Origin of the sequence: Pseudochrobactrum kiredjianiae (assembly GCF_030362795.1) — a bacterium.
Taxonomy (GTDB): domain Bacteria; phylum Pseudomonadota; class Alphaproteobacteria; order Rhizobiales; family Rhizobiaceae; genus Pseudochrobactrum; species Pseudochrobactrum kiredjianiae.
In genome coordinates this window covers 1,330,890-1,347,693 of sequence record NZ_JAUCBM010000001.1, presented here as the reverse complement: position 1 = coordinate 1,347,693, position 16,804 = coordinate 1,330,890, and the positions used below count along the sequence as shown (strand labels likewise).

The window sequence follows — 16,804 nt, the reverse complement described above, 5'->3', positions numbered from 1 at the left end:
TATGAAAGTTATCCTGCTTGAACGCATCGCCCGCCTCGGCCAGATGGGTGATACTGTTACTGTTAAAGACGGTTTCGGCCGTAACTTCCTGCTCCCGCAGGGTAAGGCACTTCGTGCCAACGAAGCCAACATGGCTCGTTTTGAATCCCAGCGCGCTCAGCTTGAAGCCCGCGATCTGGAACGCAAGAACGAAGCTCAGGCTGTTGCTGACAAGCTCAACGGCAAAAGCTTCATCGTTGTTCGCTCGGCTGGTGAAACCGGTCAGCTGTACGGTTCGGTTTCCACACGCGATATCGCTGATGTTGTGACCGCAGAAGGCTTCTCGGTAAACCGCAACCAGGTTGACCTGAACCACGCAATCAAAACAATCGGCATTCACACAATCTCGATCGTTCTGCATGCGGAAGTTTCCGTTACAATCACCATCAACATTGCACGTACTGCTGAAGAAGCTCTGCGTCAGGAAAAAGGTGAAGATCTGTCGACTGCTGCTGCAATCTACGGCATCGAAGAACAGCCTCTTGCAGACGAACCAGAAGACGAAGATTTCGACGACGAAGAAAACGCATAATCAGCGTTTTCTTACAGGTCTCGTATCTGAAAGGCTGCACCGGAACTCCGGTGCAGCCTTTTTTATTGCCCAATATTTATTTCGTTTATCACGGGGAAATGATCAGCCCGTTGATAATTATTTATGTTCCCGCTCTTTCCAGAACAGGAAAACCCGCTATTCTTTTAAAGCAGTTCATATTTCAAAAGCGCGTTTTATTATCACGTGCTCAATAGCCGCTCTGATTTTTACATACAGCGGATCAAGTTAAGACTGAAACGTTGGAGCCGATGCAACTGTTTAATTTTACGCAATATCCAACGTAAAACCACTTCGTAGTTTTGCCGGAGATGCACTAACAACATCTGCTGCCAGCATTTAAACGCAATATATTTTAGCGGATACAGGCACCATTTTTCTGCTTCATCCGCATATTCATTATTACTTCGAGAGCGTTTCCGGTTGAAACGGGAACACTTTGGAAATGCTCTATTTGTGAAATTTATGCGTATCTTGTTCCGGTCGAAGCAGGATTAACAATCATTTTAGTGAACTGATTGCCTTACATAGAGCTTCGCAGTTTTCAGGATATGCTCCAAAGCGGAGAAGGAAAAGCAATGAGTGGCATGCTGCATTCCGTTCTGAACAAGCTGATCACAAGCGGCGATCTCAAAGTGCATTATACGGACAATCACATGGAGACCTATGGTAATGGTTCGCCGCCGCATGTTGTTCTGGTTTTCCATACGAAGGCTGCGGAACGCGCCATTGCACTTGATCCGGAACTGAAGCTCGGCGAATGTTTTATGGATGGCGAGATCAGCTTTCCAACGGGCGATATTTACAGCTTTCTGCAACTGGTCTTTGAAAATACCGGCGCGATTGCTGCCAAAGAACCGTGGATGCGCGTGCTGGCCAAATTACGCAAGATTTTTCGCCCGCTGCAACAGATGAATACTCTGTCCCGCTCCTCTAAGAATGTGCAGCGCCATTATGATCTGAGCGGCGATCTCTATGACCTGTTTCTAGATCCCGACAAACAATATTCCTGCGCCTATTTTGAAACGCCAAAATCCAGCCTCGCTGATGCGCAACTGGCAAAGAAACGGCATATTGCCGCCAAACTGCAAATTCACCCTGACGACAAGCTGCTCGATATCGGCTGCGGCTGGGGTGGTCTCGGACTTTATTTCGCGGAAATGCTCGATGCGGATGTGACCGGCGTTACGCTGTCTCAGGAGCAATACCAGATCGCTAATCAGCGGGCGAGAGCGCAAGAGCTGCACCATCAGGCACGCTTTTTACTACAGGACTACCGGCACCTTGATCAGCAATTCGACAAGATCAGCTCTGTAGGCATGTTTGAGCATGTGGGTGTTACCCATTATGCAGAGTTTTTCCGGCAGGTTGCACGGCTGCTGAAACCCGGCGGTTCCATGCTGTTGCATTCTATCGGCCGCAGTGATGAGCCTTCATCAACCAATCCGTTTATCCGTAAATATATCTTCCCCGGCGGCTATATACCCGCATTGTCAGAGGTACTGCCGCATATTGAGCAATCCGGTCTGGTCATTACCGATATCGAGATTTTGCGCCTGCATTATGCAGAAACGCTGAAAGCATGGCGTGAAGCCTTCATCGTCAATCGCGACAAAGCCAAAGCTCTCTATGATGAGCGCTTCTGCCGGATGTGGGAGTTTTATCTTGCCGGTTCAGAATCCGCATTCCGCTGGCAAAATATGATGGTGTTTCAAATTCAGCTCGCGCACCGGCAAGATGCTGTGCCTCTTACCCGCAGTTACATTGAACAAGAGGAGAAACGCCTGAAAAAACTGGAGAGCTGCCGGTTCAAAATTGTAAGGGAGCGTTATGCCAATGAAAATACGGCTGCACAATTGAGGCACTAGAGCATAATTCCTTAAACTTGAATCAGTTTAAGGTAAAATTATGCTCTAACTTTAAAGTGTTAGAGCGACCTTTGTGTGCCAAGCATGGCACATGGCACACGGCACACGGCGCTCTAAGCGGGGAATCTCTTTATTCCATTCCTTTGTTGTAAATTAATTACACCTCATAACTCATGAAGGTTTTATCAAGAGTTTGTGAAGCCTCAATGGTTGTACTGTTATCCTGCATCAGACATTTCTCTCATTAGAAATATCTGAGAGGATAAGAATTTAATGCCCAGCGCGAATGTCAAACTACAACCACGGCTGAACAAAACCACACTGATATCCTTAGCTATCGGTTTATTGATCCTAGTCGTATCTTATCCGCTGGCGCTTATCTTGCCCTCATGGGTCTCGTGGGAGAATGGTCCGGTTGAAAATGCGCAGGCTGCTGTGTTGTTTTTTGGCATGTTACAGGCACTGATTTTTCAAAAATATGGTTCGCCTGACTGGAAATGGTTGTGGCGTGGTGCAGCACTGATCTGGTTTATCTGCGCTATGCGTGAACTCAGCTGGGGCGCAACGCTGCTTGATCCGATTGGCATGTCTGAAGAAGGGCCGTTTTTCTCTTCCCGTCAGCTTTGGTACAAACCGGCTATTATGCCTGCTTTGATCACATCGATTTTGCTAATGGTTGTGCTGATGCTCAAAAACGGCTCCCAGACATTGCTCAACCCTTTGCAGCGCTCCGGCGGTCTGCCATGGATCGAATTTTTACTGGCAACGCTGTGCATGATGATTTCAACCGCTGCAGAAGAGCATCTTGGCCTTACAACCGGCCTGACCGGTGCTGCCGCGCAAAATCTGGAAGAACTGAGTGAGCTTGCCGCCTATATTTTCCTGCTGACCGGCCAGCTGCGTATCCGTTATCATCAGTCAGTCTTGATGTCCGGAAACTGATCCTTATATCAGTTTAGCACACCGTTTTTACAGCATAATTCCTTAAACTTGAATCAATTTAAGGTAACATTATGCTGTAAATATAAAATGTTAGAGCGACCTTTTTTGCGCCCAAGAGGGCGCACGGCGCTCTAAAGGTGCACAGGCTCTCCACAGTGTTGGCCTGTGAATCATTGTGAATCATGGTATAGCCGCTTCAACTGCACCGGCAGATTGTTTACACTCATATTTTAACAGACTCTGATGTCTGGCTTAGTGCCGGACAATTCCCGCTGATTGCGGCAAAGGATTCAGAACTTTATGGCTGACGCGACGGTTCACAAACTTGAAGATACACGGGACACTCAAAATTCGCTTTACCGCGAAGCCCCGAATAATATCGAAGCGGAACAGGCACTTCTTGGTGCGATCCTGATTAATAATGATGCATTTTACCGCGTTTCAGACTTTCTGAAGCCGCCGCATTTTTACGACCCGCTCCATCGCCGTATTTATGAACTGGCGTCAGAACTCATCCGCGTCGGCAAAATGGCCAACCCTGTGACGATGAAAACCTTCCTGCCTGCCGATGATAAAGTCGGCGACATGACGGTGTTTCAATATGTGGTTCGTCTGGCTGCCGAAGCAGTAACGATTATCAATGCCGAAGATTATGGCCGCGCGATTTATGATCTGGCAACACGCCGCTCGCTGATTGGTATCGGCGAAGAAATGGTCAATGTCGCCTTTGACGCGCCGGTTGATATGGCGCCGCGCTCACAGATTGAAGATGCCGAACGCCGCCTGTTCGAACTGGCCGAAACCGGCCGCTATGATGGTGGTTTTCAGCCATTCAATGAAGCGGTTAAGACCGCGATTGATCTGGCAGGCGTTGCTTTCCAGCGTGACGGCCATCTCTCCGGTGTTTCCACCGGCATCCACTCGCTGGATGGCAAAATGGGTGGCTTGCAGTCTTCCGACTTGATCGTCCTGGCCGGTCGCCCGGGTATGGGTAAGACTTCGCTCGCCACCAACATCGCCTTCAATATTGCGGCAGCCTATCAGGGTGAACAACAAGCTGATGGCTCGATGAAGGCCACCAATGGTGGTGTTGTCGGGTTCTTCTCGCTCGAAATGTCGGCTGAACAGCTGGCAACGCGTATTATTTCCGAGCAGACTGAAGTCTCCTCCTCGAAAATCCGTCGTGGTGATATTTCCGAGACCGATTTTGAAAAGCTGATCGCCTGCACGCAGACCATGCAGCGTATTCCGCTCTATATTGACCAGACCGGTGGTATCTCTATTGCGCAGCTATCAGCGCGTGCGCGACGCCTCAAGCGTCAGCGCGGCCTTGATTGTCTGGTGATCGACTATATTCAGCTGATGACCGGCTCTTCCAAAGCGTCCTCGCAAAACCGCGTACAGGAAATCACGGAAATCACCACAGGTCTCAAAGCCTTGGGTAAAGAGTTGAACGTGCCGATCATTGCGCTGTCACAGCTCTCCCGTCAGGTAGAAAGCCGTGAAGACAAGCGTCCGCAGCTCTCCGATCTTCGTGAATCGGGTTCCATCGAGCAGGATGCGGACGTTGTTATCTTCGTGTTCCGTGAGGAATATTACGTTAAAAACCTTGAACCGCGTGATGAATTCGACCCGAAATATGACGAATGGAAAATGCTGTTCGAGAAGGTTAAAGGCACCGCGGATGTGATTATTGCCAAGCAGCGTCACGGTCCTACCGGTACTGTTAAGCTGGCCTTCCAGTCGGAGTTTACCCGCTTTACCGATCTGGCCGAAGGTACCTATCTGCCAGAACAATATGACGATCACTAGAGCGTGTCGCGTTCAATCTCAACCGTGACGCTCGCTCGAGATTCCTTTAATTGTCGCATGCTCACGGACGCTACATGATCCCATTTTGCTGCGACATGCTTTAAGAGATAATAGTTTGGCTAAAAACCGGATTCAGTTCATCTGCCAGAATTGCGGCTCCACGCATTCCCGCTGGGCAGGCAAATGCGACGGCTGCGGCGAGTGGAATACACTTGTCGAAGAAGGTACATCCGGCGGCATCGGCTCAGGTCCGGGTAAAATGGCGATGCGCAAAGGCCGTGCCGTTGCGCTCACCACCCTCTCCGGCGAGATTGAAGAAGCGCCGCGCATTCAATCCGGCATCAGTGAACTCGACCGTGTAACCGGCGGCGGTTTTGTCCGCGGTTCTGCTTTGCTGGTGGGCGGCGATCCGGGCATCGGCAAGTCAACGCTGCTCACGCAGGCTGCTGCGGCTTTAGCAAGACGCGGCAACCGCATCATCTATGTGTCGGGTGAAGAAGCGGTAGCGCAGATTCGCCTGCGCGCGCAGCGATTGCATGCCGCCGATACATCTGTGGAACTGGCTGCGGAAACCAATGTCGAGGATATTCTCGCCACTATTGATACCAAGCCACGTCCTGATCTGGTGATTATTGATTCCATCCAGACCCTGTGGACAGATGCTGCGGACAGCGCACCGGGCTCGGTGACGCAGGTTCGTGCTGGCGCTCAGGCCATGATCCGCTATGCAAAATCAACCGGCGCTGCTGTAGTGCTGGTCGGCCATGTCACCAAGGAAGGCCAGATTGCAGGCCCGCGTGTGGTTGAGCATATGGTTGACGGCGTGTTGTATTTTGAGGGTGAAGGCGGACATCATTACCGCATTTTGCGTACTGTCAAAAACCGTTTTGGCCCGACCGATGAAATCGGCGTGTTTGAAATGTCTGACAAGGGCTTGCGTGAAGTTAACAACCCGTCAGAGCTGTTTCTCGGTGAGCGCAATGAGAAAGCGCCGGGAGCTGCGGTCTTTGCCGGCATGGAAGGCACGCGCCCTGTTCTCGTTGAAATTCAGGCACTTGTTGCCCCGTCAACACTTGGCACACCGCGCCGTGCTGTTGTCGGTTGGGATAACAGCCGCTTGTCCATGACCCTTGCGGTTCTTGAAGCCCATTGTGGTGTGCGTTTCGGCCAGCATGATGTTTATCTCAATGTGGCCGGTGGCTATCGCATTTCCGAACCGGCAGCCGATATGGCTGTGGCGGCTGCACTGGTCTCTTCGCTTGCCGGTATTCCGCTGCCTGCCAACAGCGTGTATTTTGGTGAGGTCAGCCTGTCGGGTGCCGTGCGTGCCGTGGCTCATGCAGCACAGCGCATCAAAGAGGCGGAGAAACTCGGTTTCAAGCAAGCAGTGCTGCCCGTTGGAGGTGGTGAATTATCGAAGCCACGCAATTTCACATTAACCGAAACCGGCTCCCTGCCCGATCTGGTGGCACAGATTGCAGCCTCCGGCCCCGGCAAGAATGCGCAAAATCGAGATTAATCGACCAATACCGTTTGTATAAATCATGTGGCAAAATATCACTGACCGCATTTACCTCACAGATTTTACGGGCTATGGCTGTTTTTAATCAACAGCAGCTCCCGAATTAGTGATTTGTGAAAGATATTCGGGTTACTTTTCCGCGACAGAATTGTCGCAGCCTATCGCGCTCGCGGAAGACGCTGTAAATTGCAGAGCGGCGGGCAGTATGCCCCGCACAAAATTATATGCCCCACAGGCATAAACGACACAGAGGAACAAGGCAGGATGCCGATTACATTGCTAGACGGAATTCTTATCGGGGTAACACTCGTATCGGCAATTCTCGCCATGGTACGCGGTTTCTCGCGCGAAGTCCTTTCGGTCGCATCCTGGGCAGCGGCCGCGCTGGCAGCTTATTTCTTCTATAAGCCTGTCGTGCCTTATCTCCAGCCATATATCAGCAATGAAACCATTCTGAATATTGCAGCTGCCGGTTCGGTTTTTCTGGTCACGCTGATTATCGTTTCGATTATCACCATGAAAATTGCGGATTTCATTATCGACAGCCGTATCGGTGCGCTTGACCGCACGCTCGGCTTCCTCTTCGGTGGAGCACGTGGTGTTCTGCTGGTTGTTGTCGCCATGCTGTTCTTCAACTGGCTGGTGACAACCGATCAGCCAAGCTGGATCACCAATGCAAAATCCAAGCCAATGCTGGATTCCCTTGGTGAGCAACTGGTACAAATGCTGCCGGAAGATCCTGAAAAAACTTTCATCGATCGCATCAAGCCGCATACAGGCACACAGGCAACGCCTGAGAATGAAGCACCGGCACCGGCAAACTAAACCAAGACTTATCTCATTTGAAAAACCCGCCGCAGAGGATTCTGCGGCGGTTTTTTTGTTGTGTTTGATTTAAGCTTTGCGTTTCAAATCAGACCAATGACCAATCGTCAGCGCTCGCAACAACCATTCCAACGGCCCGTAATAATAATGCTTCATCCACCAGCGGCTGAAGACAAGCTGGAATGCGAAAATTGCCAAGCCAATCAGAACATTGATGAAAGCTGAGATCTGATCAATCAGGCCAAGCCCGTAACCATAAAAGACGAAACCACAGATCAGAGATTGCAGCAGGTAATTTGACAAAGCCATGCGTCCTGCCGGTGCCAGTGCATCACGCCAGAACAGGCCGCGCTCTGTGCTGAAAAATTTCAACATAATTGCAATAATACCAAAGGTCAGCAAAGGCGCGGTTGCAAGGCTCAATGCCAGCCCCAACATTTCCCAATGCGTTCCGGCTGCCAGTAAGGCAGTCAGCGCAGTAATAAAGGATGCAGGCAGACCGATGAACAGTCCCGCTGTGATTGCCGGTTTCAGATATGGCCGGTACTGATCGGGTTGTGCCAGAAATTGATGTTTTCCTGCCAGAAAGCCAAGCAGGAACATTGCCAAAGCACAAGGCGCCTGTATCAGCAGCAAAATCAGCCACATAAATTTCAACTCATTGAGATGCTGCATTATCACGCTGCTAAAGCTACCGGTATAGGCAGTGTAAGCCAGCTGTGCTTCGGACAAGAGTTGCGCAGTATCCGGCTGTTCAGGATAATTCCAGAGTAATACGCCGAGTGAAGCCCATAGCACAGCGGTTATGCCGATCAGCCAGATCGCACTCTTGACCAATGCACGATCAGGACTATTGCGCCAGAGCAGTAACACTACTCCGAGCAAAGCATAGGTTGAAAGAATATCACCATGGAACAACAGAACCGCATGAAGCAGGCCAATCACCCATAACCCTGCTTGGCGACGTAAAAAGCGCGGAACAAAAGCGTCTCCGGCACGCACTGCCGATTGCATTTGCAAAGTCACGCTGTAGCCAAACAAAAATGAAAACAGCAGATAGAATTTCATCTCGAAGATCGTGGAGATAAACAGATGAACCAGGTCACTAAACCCGAAACTCTGCTCTGTGCCGCTTGACGGTATGCCATACATGACAGATGAAAATGCCATAATATTGACCTGCAAAATACCCAGCAGGGCAAATCCACGCAGCGCATCAACATCTGCGATGCGCGTTACTTTCTGAGATGCTGAAGTCATGATTTTGCTCCCGCATCCGCTGTATGTCCGAGCACACCCCAAAGCATAGCTCTGAGCGCAGACCGGTGTTCCTGAGGTTTGAAAGCCGGATCAAGTGCAACACGGTTAAAAATACCGTCCACAATTATCATCAGACAATTCACCGCCACGACCGCAGGAAACGCCCCCGCAATCTGACGACGCTCAATGCCAACACTGATAAGATATTCCAACTCTTCACGCATGACTTTATCGTTCAGGCGGTACAGGGCTCCGGTTTCGGCATCACGTCCGGCTTCGGCAGCGATTTCCAGCGCCAATGCGGATAAGATACTATCGCCAGCCACATCCAGCACTACATCGAAAAAAGCATTCAACGCTGCTACCAGATCATCCTGCTCGCGCAACGTGGCAACAAGTTCCTGCGTTTGTTGCCGGTCCTCTTCAAAGAGGGCGGCAATGATTGATTTTTTGCTTGGGAAATAATGAAACAGGCTGCCGGTGCTGATCTGCGCCGCAGTGCAGATTTGTGCCGTACTGGTTTGATGAAACCCCTGCTCTGCAAAGCAAAGTTTTGCAGCATCGAGTATCGTCTGTTTCTTTGCCTGATGTTTTTCAGGATCTGTCACGCGCATAGCGCACCTCTAAATTAGACTGAGCGCTCGGTTTAATATTGTAGTCTACGAAATTTCGCAAGCGATAAAATAACCCGCGAAGCCTGCGACCAAAATGTGCTATTGTTTAAAATCTGAGCCTGACTGTTGTGTCCCGATCTCAATCGCCATATATGAGGCTGAAAATCAGAGACAACAAAAACAAGCAACCACACCATGTGTTCAGACCTGACGTTCGATCCGGTTTTTCATCAGAGATAGCAGTTGCAATATCTGCCTCACACTCTGACTTGTTACTCTTCTGTAGTTCCTGACTTAAAAATCTAAGATTTTTAGGGACTATGCAGCTAAAGCACTCTTATGATAGAGAGCATTTTTAATTGCTCTGCAATCGAAAGGCCCAGCGGCTATGATCAGTCATTCCGGTGAAACCGCCCCTGCTTCGTCAGATCATTCTCAGATGATCTCTGCCTCTCAGCACGGAGAGAAAAGCAGCACAGAAGCGTTTGATAACTCCTCAAAATTTTCCATTGATGAAGACGCCTTGCATGAAGAATGCGGCGTCTTTGGCATTCTTGGCCATGAGGATGCCGCAACGCTGACAGCGCTTGGCCTCCATGCTTTGCAGCATCGCGGTCAGGAAGCTGCTGGTATCGTTTCCTTCCACGAAGGGCGTTTTTACTCTGAACGCCATATGGGACTGGTCGGCGACCATTTTACCAATCCGGCGACTTTGAAGCAGCTTCCGGGCAATCTTTCGATTGGTCACGTGCGCTACTCAACAACGGGTGAAACCGCGCTGCGCAATGTGCAGCCATTGTTTGCTGAACTGGAAGTCGGTGGCATTGCTATCGCCCATAACGGCAATTTCACCAATGGTCTGAGCCTGCGCCGTCATCTGATTGCATCCGGTGCGATCTGCCAGTCCACCTCTGATTCAGAAGTTGTGCTGCATCTCATCGCCCGTTCGCGTCTGGCCTCGTCCAGCGATCGTTTTGTTGATGCTGTTCGCCAGCTTGAAGGCGGCTACTCGATCCTCGCTATGACCCGCACCAAGCTGATTGCAGCGCGTGATCCGGTTGGCATTCGACCACTGGTCATGGGTGAACTCGACGGCAAACCGATTTTCTGTTCCGAGACCTGTGCGCTTGATATTATCGGTGCAAAATATATCCGCGATGTGGAAAACGGCGAAGTCATTGTCTGTGAAACACAACCGGATGGCTCCATCACCACAACATCCATCAAAGCGCCGAACCGCAAGCCTGAGCGCTTGTGCCTGTTTGAATATGTCTATTTTGCCCGTCCTGATTCTGTTGTCGGCGGCCGCAATGTTTACATCGCACGCAAAAATGCGGGTATTAATCTGGCAAAAGAAGCTCCGGTTGAAGCAGATGTTGTTGTGCCTGTGCCGGATGGCGGCACACCGGCAGCAATCGGCTATGCACAAGCCAGCGGTATTCCGTTTGAACTTGGCATTATCCGCAATCACTATGTTGGCCGTACCTTTATTGAGCCGACCCAGCAGATTCGCGCCCTTGGCGTTAAGCTGAAGCACTCAGCCAACCGTGCAATTATTGAGGGCAAACGCGTTGTGCTGGTGGATGATTCCATCGTACGCGGCACCACTTCCATGAAGATCGTGCGTATGATCCGCGATGCAGGTGCAAAAGAAGTGCATATCCGTGTCGCCTCCCCGATGATCCACCATCCTGACTTCTACGGTATTGATACGCCGGATGCTGACAAGCTGCTGGCCAATCAATATCCTGATCTGCAGGCCATGTGCGATTATATCGGTGCGGATTCGCTGGAATTCCTCTCCATCGACGGACTTTACGAAGCTGTCGGCGGCGAAAAACGCAATCCGAAGGCACCGCAGTTCACCGATCATTACTTCACGGGTGACTATCCGACCCGTCTGGTCGATCAGGAAGAATTGTCGAATATTCATAACTTTGCATTGCTCTCCAGCAACGGCTAAGATCAGATAAGGCGACTATGGCAACGTAGTCGCCTTTAAATTATACAGACTAAAACGGGTGGATGTAATGAGTTTTGATCTGAGCGGACGTACTGCACTGGTAACAGGTGCATCCCGCGGCATCGGGTATTTTCTGGCACTGGAACTGGCAAAACGCGGCGCGCATGTGATTGCCGTTGCCCGTACTGTCGGCGGCCTTGAAGAACTGGATGATGAAATTCAGGCGATGGGCAATACAGCGACACTCGTTCCGCTCGACCTTAAAGACATGCCTGCTCTCGATCTGCTCGGCTCCTCGATCAATGACCGCTGGGGTAAATTGGATATTCTGGTTGCCAATGCCGGAGTGCTTGGCACGATTTCTCCGGTTGGCCATGTTGAAGCCAAGGTCTTCGACAATGTGATCAACACCAACGTCACCAGCATCTGGCGCCTGATCCGCTCGGTTGACCCGCTGCTGCGCCGCTCCGATGCGGGACGTGCCATTCTTATGTCTTCCGGCGTTGCCCATACAGCACGCGCTTTCTGGGCTCCTTATGCGGCTTCCAAAGCTGCCTTGGAAGTTATGGGACGCTCATGGGCTGAAGAAACCAAGCAAATGCCGCTGCGTGTGAATTCCGTTAATCCGGGAGCAACACGCACTGCTATGCGTGCCAAGGCAATGCCTGGTGAAGATCCGGAAACCCTGCCGCATCCGGCAGATGTGGCGGCTAAAATCGTGCAGCTTGCTGATCCGGCTCTGACTATTACTGGTCAACTCTATGATGTACGTCAGGATAAATTCCTGCACTATCATATGCCGTCGTAAGCATTAGAGCGCCGTGCGTCCTCTCGGGCGCATAAAGGTCGCTCTAACACTTTATATTTACGCATAATTTTACCTTAGACTGTTTCAAGTTTAAGGAATTATGCTGTAGGTTTTAACACATCCGGCCGAATATATTTTAGCGGCCGGATGTCTATTTTCTTCCAGATTTTTCAAAGCACTTTTGTAATACTCACTTTATCTCGCGGCCTGTTCTTTTTCGCATGCACCTAAGCATAGCTTTTATTTTTCTGCCGCTTTTTCCCCTCGTGACGATCTGAACCTTTTAATTTCTGAACACAGAAGGATCTGTGATGGATCATTTTTATATAGTTACCGGTGGCCCAGGTTCCGGTAAAACCACTCTGCTCAACAGCCTGAAGGCTCATGGCTATCAGCATAGTCAGGAAGCCGGACGACATATCATTCAGGATCAGGTTAAAATCGGCGGCAAAGCGCTGCCCTGGCTTGATCCGGCATTCTTTGCAGAGATGATGCTGTCATGGGAAATGCGTTCGCATTTATTAGCAACAGAGATTGCCTCTGACAGGCCTTACTTCTTTGACCGAGGCATGACCGATATTGCCGGTTATCTCACGCTCTCTGGCGTCTCTGTGCCCGATCACGTACATCAGGCAGTGCAGCAATATGCCTATAACAAGATAGTCTTCATTGCCCCGCATTGGCCGGAGATTTATCAGGGTGATGAAGAGCGCAAACAATCTGCCGATGAAGCTAAACGAACTTTTGATGCCATGGTGCGAACCTATCAGGCCTACGGTTTTACACTTCGTGAATTACCCAAAGCCAACGTGCAAACCCGAGTTGAATTTATTCTCGGTCACATATACGCATAATAAAAGAGCCCCTCATTGAGGGGCTCTTTATTTGATTTACCTGAAATCGATTACGCTTGCGTTTCAGATGATTTTTGCTCTTCTGCCGCGAAGCGGCGCTTCCATGCCATGGCACTGAATGGCAGGAACAACAGATATCCCAATGCGGTCAGTGTCAGCGTCTGCCATGTGAAACTCATCAGAAAACCGGCATAGATCACAACGCCGAGGATCAGTGGTACAACAAAATCACGGCGGATAAAGCTGCCTGCGGTTTTGCCATTATAGACCGGCAAGCGGCTGACCAGCAAAAACGCAATCACAATTGTAAAGCCTGCTGTCCCATAGGCCAGAGCTTTGCTTGGTATCACGCCAAGGAAACCGGCATAGACCGGCAACAGAACCAGCATTGCACCGGCCGGTGCCGGAACACCGACAAAGTAATTACCCTGCCATGCCGGCTGGTTAGGGTCTTCCAGCATGACGTTAAAACGCGCCAAGCGCAGGCAACAGGCAATTGTATAGATCAGCGCTGCAATCCAGCCGAATGAACCAGCCTGATCCAGCATAAACAGATAGAGCACCAATGCCGGCGCCACACCGAAATTGACGATATCAGCCAGCGAATCCATCTGGGCGCCGAATTTGGAAGAACCTTTCAGAAGCCGCGCAATCCGTCCGTCAATGCCATCGAGAAAAGCAGCCAGTAGCACCATGGCTACGGCCTGTTCAAAACGGTGCTCAATGGCAAGACGAATACCGCTTAACCCTGCGCAGATCGCAAGAACGGTAATCAGATTGGGAATAACAATCCGCATCGGGATTTCAGAAAGGCGCGGACCGCGCCCCTCTGTATTGCCATTCGGATCAAGCGGCGGAAAAGGTGCTTCAAGCATCAGGCGATCCGCACGGTTGGCGCAGTGCGCGCATCATTGAATTCGGCCAGAACGGTTTCACCTGCCACAGAAGTCTGGCCGACAGCCACACGGGCAACAGCACCTTTTGGCAGATAGATATCATTACGTGAACCAAAACGGATCAGACCGAAGCGCTCACCTGTTGAAAGATCTTCACCGGCTTTAGACCAGCAAACGATACGACGCGCGACGAGACCGGCGATCTGCACGACTGCAACTGTACCATGTTCACTGTCGATCAGCACGCTGTTGCGCTCGTTCTCAGTGCTTGCTTTATCCAGTTCGGCATTCAGGAACTTGCCCGGACGATGCATGACGGAAGTGATTTTACCACGCACCGGCGCACGGTTGATGTGAACAGAAAACACATTCATGAACACACAAATACGCAGCATTGGTTCGGTGCCGAGGTCGAGTTCTGCAGGTGGCACACACATGCCGACCGCAGAAATCTTACCATCTGCAGAGCTGATGACGAGATTATCATCCAGCGGCGTAATTCGTAGCGGATCACGATAGAAATATATGCACCAGATGGTCAGCACCATCCCTACCCAGAACAAAGGTTCCCACAGCCAGCCCAGCAAGAGCGACACAACAAAAAATGCCGCAATGAAGGGATAACCCTCACGATGGATAGGAACGAAAGTATTGCGAATAGTATCGGACAGGCTCATCGGTTTTCCTCAGATTTTCCGCTTCAATAACGCAAAATAACAGCGTTTAAAATGATTAAGCGCAATCAGCGCACTAAATTTGATAATATTCATACTTTCTGCTGACAAAATGCGGACAGAAGAAGACCGGAAGACCTTATAAGGTCTTTTAAACCCTCAGTCTCTATGGAATCAAAGCGGCTCTGGTGACAATACTTCACCGGAACCGCTCTTCTGTTTGTAACCCTCATTCACAGCAAGCGCGAATATCTGATCCCATCATAGAGGATCAGCAGGGTTCTGTCATTCACCCGCAGGCGCACCGCGAATGACAATGCCCAGTTCGTCATTTTCACGCACCTGACGCAGCCGTGCCTCGGCCTCGTCAGCCTCACGCTGGCGATCCCACATCGATGCATAAAGCCCGCTTTGCAAGAGCAAATCACGATGGGTGCCACGTTCCGCGATCTGACCATCTTTCAGCACGATGATTTCATCAGCGCTGATGACTGTGGACAGGCGGTGTGCAATCACCAGAGTCGTGCGGTCGCGGCTGACCACATCGAGCGATTGCTGAATATCTTGCTCAGTTGCCGTATCCAGCGCCGAGGTTGCCTCATCGAGGATTAGAATCGGCGGTGCTTTCAAAATCGTACGGGCAATGGCGACACGCTGTTTCTCACCACCGGAGAGCTTCAGCCCACGCTCACCCACCATTGCCTGATAACCTTCCGGCAGCAGCTGAATGAAGCGGTCGATCTGTGCCAGTTTGGCAGCTTGCTCAACCTCTTCCTCTGTCGCGCTCGGGCGGCCATAACGAATATTATAAGCGATGGTATCATTGAACAGCACCGTATCCTGAGGCACCATACCGATTGCATGACGCAGACTGACCTGTGTCACATCACGGATATCCTGCCCGTCAATCGTAACCGAGCCTTGCTGCACATCATAAAAACGATAGAGCAAACGCGAGATTGTTGATTTACCCGCGCCGGACGGGCCGACAATAGCAATCGTTTTGCCTGACGGCACTTCGAAACTGATATTGCGCAGGATCGGGCGTGCAGGATCATAGGCAAAGCTGACATTATTGAAGCGGATTGCGCCCTGCGAGACAGTCAGTGGCTGTGCATCCGGCTTATCCTGCACCTCTTCTTCAACCTCAAGCAGATCAAACATCTGCTCGATATCGGTCAGTCCCTGACGAATTTCACGATAAATAAAGCCGATCATATTCAGCGGCAGCGACAACTGCATCAGCAGCGCATTAATGAACACAAAGTCGCCAAGCGTATGCGTGCCTGCCTGCACTTCACGGGCAGACATCACCATCAGGATCATCATACCAACGCCGAAGATCAAAGCCTGCCCAAAGTTGAGCCAGCCAAGCGATGTCCATGTCTGAGTTGCTGCTTTTTCATAACGCGCCATTGAGCGGTCATAACGCTCGGCTTCCATCGCCTCATTACCGAAATATTTGACCGTTTCAAAATTCAGCAATGAGTCAATCGCTTTGGTATTGGCATCCGTATCAGATTCGTTCATCTCACGGCGGATGTTGATGCGCCAGTCACTCGCCTTAACTGTGAACCACATATAGAGCCAGACGGTAGTAGCCACGACGATCAAATAGCTGATGCCATAGGCGAAGCCGAAAATTGCGGCAGTCAGTGCGAATTCCAGAAGCGTCGGAACCGAGCTGAGAATTGTAAAACGCACAATGGTTTCAATGCCTTTGACGCCACGCTCAATAACGCGGGAAAGACCACCGGTGCGACGCTCAAGATGAAAGCGCAGCGACAGCTTGTGCATATGTACAAAGGTGCGATAGGCCAGCTGGCGCACGGCATATTGCCCTACACTGGCAAACAGCGCATCGCGCAACTGGTTGAAACCAGCCTGAATCAAACGCGCCAGATTATAAGCAACGACCAGCATCAAAGCGCCGACAAAAATCTGCGGCACCCAGCTTTCAGGCGTGAAAGAACCATCCAGTGCATTTGTTGCCCATTTAAAGAAATAAGGCACCAGCATCAGCACAAATTTAGCAATAACCAAATAGAAAGTCGCCCATACGACCCGCATTTTGAGATCATGCCGCTCACTTGGCCACATATAGGGCCAGAGTTTCGCCAATGTTTTCAGAGTTTGACCAGATTCTGCTGAGACTGTTTTTTGTTTTTTCATAATTT

The 16,804-nt window shown here is 50.6% G+C and carries 14 protein-coding genes; 9 read left to right on the top strand and 5 right to left on the bottom strand.

Annotated elements, in window-relative coordinates:
- Nucleotide 1: 1 nt before the first annotated feature.
- The 6 genes from rplI to QUF18_RS05950 all read left to right on the top strand — a co-directional run bounded on the left by rplI (nt 2) and on the right by QUF18_RS05950 (nt 7,558).
- On the top strand, nt 2-571 hold the full coding sequence (gene rplI, locus QUF18_RS05975; protein ID WP_289386033.1) for a 50S ribosomal protein L9: 570 nt from the start codon (nt 2-4) through the stop codon (nt 569-571).
- A 596-nt stretch (nt 572-1,167) separates the two neighbouring features.
- Nucleotides 1,168-2,457, top strand: a complete 1,290-nt coding sequence (locus QUF18_RS05970; protein ID WP_289386032.1) for a cyclopropane fatty acid synthase — start codon at nt 1,168-1,170, stop codon at nt 2,455-2,457.
- 273 nt (nt 2,458-2,730) lie between these two features.
- Nucleotides 2,731-3,399 (top strand): hypothetical protein, encoded by a 669-nt coding sequence (locus tag QUF18_RS05965; RefSeq protein WP_289386031.1) that lies wholly within the window; start codon nt 2,731-2,733, stop codon nt 3,397-3,399.
- A gap of 300 nt (nt 3,400-3,699) precedes the next feature.
- Nucleotides 3,700-5,211, top strand: coding sequence for a replicative DNA helicase (locus QUF18_RS05960; protein WP_289386030.1), 1,512 nt, complete (start codon nt 3,700-3,702; stop codon nt 5,209-5,211).
- Between the two features lie 115 nt (nt 5,212-5,326).
- Nucleotides 5,327-6,730, top strand: coding sequence for a DNA repair protein RadA (gene radA, locus QUF18_RS05955; RefSeq protein ID WP_289386029.1), 1,404 nt, complete (start codon nt 5,327-5,329; stop codon nt 6,728-6,730).
- Between the two features lie 267 nt (nt 6,731-6,997).
- Nucleotides 6,998-7,558 carry a CvpA family protein gene (locus tag QUF18_RS05950; protein WP_374806784.1) on the top strand — a complete coding sequence of 187 codons (561 nt, stop codon included), beginning with the start codon at nt 6,998-7,000 and terminating at the stop codon, nt 7,556-7,558.
- 69 nt (nt 7,559-7,627) lie between these two features.
- Here the strand turns inward: QUF18_RS05950 and QUF18_RS05945 are convergent, their stop codons facing one another.
- Nucleotides 7,628-8,818 (bottom strand): DUF418 domain-containing protein, encoded by a 1,191-nt coding sequence (locus QUF18_RS05945; protein WP_289386028.1) that lies wholly within the window; start codon nt 8,816-8,818, stop codon nt 7,628-7,630.
- Nucleotides 8,815-9,432, bottom strand: coding sequence for a TetR/AcrR family transcriptional regulator (locus QUF18_RS05940; protein ID WP_289386027.1), 618 nt, complete (start codon nt 9,430-9,432; stop codon nt 8,815-8,817). Before QUF18_RS05940 ends, QUF18_RS05945 begins: the two co-directional genes overlap by 4 nt.
- A gap of 388 nt (nt 9,433-9,820) precedes the next feature.
- On the opposite strand from QUF18_RS05940, the gene purF reads away from it, so the two are divergent.
- The 3 genes from purF to QUF18_RS05925 all read left to right on the top strand — a co-directional run bounded on the left by purF (nt 9,821) and on the right by QUF18_RS05925 (nt 13,057).
- Nucleotides 9,821-11,395 (top strand): amidophosphoribosyltransferase, encoded by a 1,575-nt coding sequence (gene purF / locus QUF18_RS05935; protein ID WP_374806782.1) that lies wholly within the window; start codon nt 9,821-9,823, stop codon nt 11,393-11,395.
- Nucleotides 11,396-11,462: 67 nt separating this feature from the next.
- Nucleotides 11,463-12,203 (top strand): SDR family NAD(P)-dependent oxidoreductase, encoded by a 741-nt coding sequence (locus QUF18_RS05930; protein ID WP_289386026.1) that lies wholly within the window; start codon nt 11,463-11,465, stop codon nt 12,201-12,203.
- A 311-nt stretch (nt 12,204-12,514) separates the two neighbouring features.
- Nucleotides 12,515-13,057 (top strand): AAA family ATPase, encoded by a 543-nt coding sequence (locus QUF18_RS05925; protein WP_289386025.1) that lies wholly within the window; start codon nt 12,515-12,517, stop codon nt 13,055-13,057.
- Nucleotides 13,058-13,107: 50 nt separating this feature from the next.
- Here the strand turns inward: QUF18_RS05925 and pssA are convergent, their stop codons facing one another.
- From pssA to QUF18_RS05910, 3 genes are all read right to left on the bottom strand, one after another.
- Complete coding sequence (gene pssA / locus QUF18_RS05920; protein ID WP_289386024.1) at nt 13,108-13,932, bottom strand: CDP-diacylglycerol--serine O-phosphatidyltransferase; 825 nt, start codon at nt 13,930-13,932, stop codon at nt 13,108-13,110.
- The gene (locus tag QUF18_RS05915; protein WP_289386023.1) at nt 13,932-14,630 is read right to left on the bottom strand and encodes a phosphatidylserine decarboxylase; all 699 of its coding nucleotides are present in this window, start codon (nt 14,628-14,630) and stop codon (nt 13,932-13,934) included. Before QUF18_RS05915 ends, pssA begins: the two co-directional genes overlap by 1 nt.
- Before the next feature lie 282 nt (nt 14,631-14,912).
- Nucleotides 14,913-16,799: an ABCB family ABC transporter ATP-binding protein/permease gene (locus tag QUF18_RS05910; protein ID WP_289386021.1), complete on the bottom strand. Its 1,887-nt coding sequence runs from the start codon at nt 16,797-16,799 to the stop codon at nt 14,913-14,915.
- Between the last annotated feature and the right edge of the window lie 5 nt (nt 16,800-16,804).

Bases quoted from the DNA above. Each gene is read 5' to 3' on its own strand.
- rplI (WP_289386033.1), top strand. From the start codon at position 2: ATGAAAGTTATCCTGCTTGAACGCATCGCCCGCCTCGGCCAGATGGGT.
- QUF18_RS05970 (WP_289386032.1), top strand. From the start codon at position 1,168: ATGAGTGGCATGCTGCATTCCGTTCTGAACAAGCTGATCACAAGCGGC.
- QUF18_RS05965 (WP_289386031.1), top strand. From the start codon at position 2,731: ATGCCCAGCGCGAATGTCAAACTACAACCACGGCTGAACAAAACCACA.
- QUF18_RS05960 (WP_289386030.1), top strand. From the start codon at position 3,700: ATGGCTGACGCGACGGTTCACAAACTTGAAGATACACGGGACACTCAA.
- QUF18_RS05950 (WP_374806784.1), top strand. From the start codon at position 6,998: ATGCCGATTACATTGCTAGACGGAATTCTTATCGGGGTAACACTCGTA.
- QUF18_RS05945 (WP_289386028.1), bottom strand. From the start codon at position 8,818: ATGACTTCAGCATCTCAGAAAGTAACGCGCATCGCAGATGTTGATGCG.
- QUF18_RS05940 (WP_289386027.1), bottom strand. From the start codon at position 9,432: ATGCGCGTGACAGATCCTGAAAAACATCAGGCAAAGAAACAGACGATA.
- purF (WP_374806782.1), top strand. From the start codon at position 9,821: ATGATCAGTCATTCCGGTGAAACCGCCCCTGCTTCGTCAGATCATTCT.
- QUF18_RS05930 (WP_289386026.1), top strand. From the start codon at position 11,463: ATGAGTTTTGATCTGAGCGGACGTACTGCACTGGTAACAGGTGCATCC.
- QUF18_RS05925 (WP_289386025.1), top strand. From the start codon at position 12,515: ATGGATCATTTTTATATAGTTACCGGTGGCCCAGGTTCCGGTAAAACC.
- pssA (WP_289386024.1), bottom strand. From the start codon at position 13,932: ATGCTTGAAGCACCTTTTCCGCCGCTTGATCCGAATGGCAATACAGAG.
- QUF18_RS05915 (WP_289386023.1), bottom strand. From the start codon at position 14,630: ATGAGCCTGTCCGATACTATTCGCAATACTTTCGTTCCTATCCATCGT.
- QUF18_RS05910 (WP_289386021.1), bottom strand. From the start codon at position 16,799: ATGAAAAAACAAAAAACAGTCTCAGCAGAATCTGGTCAAACTCTGAAA.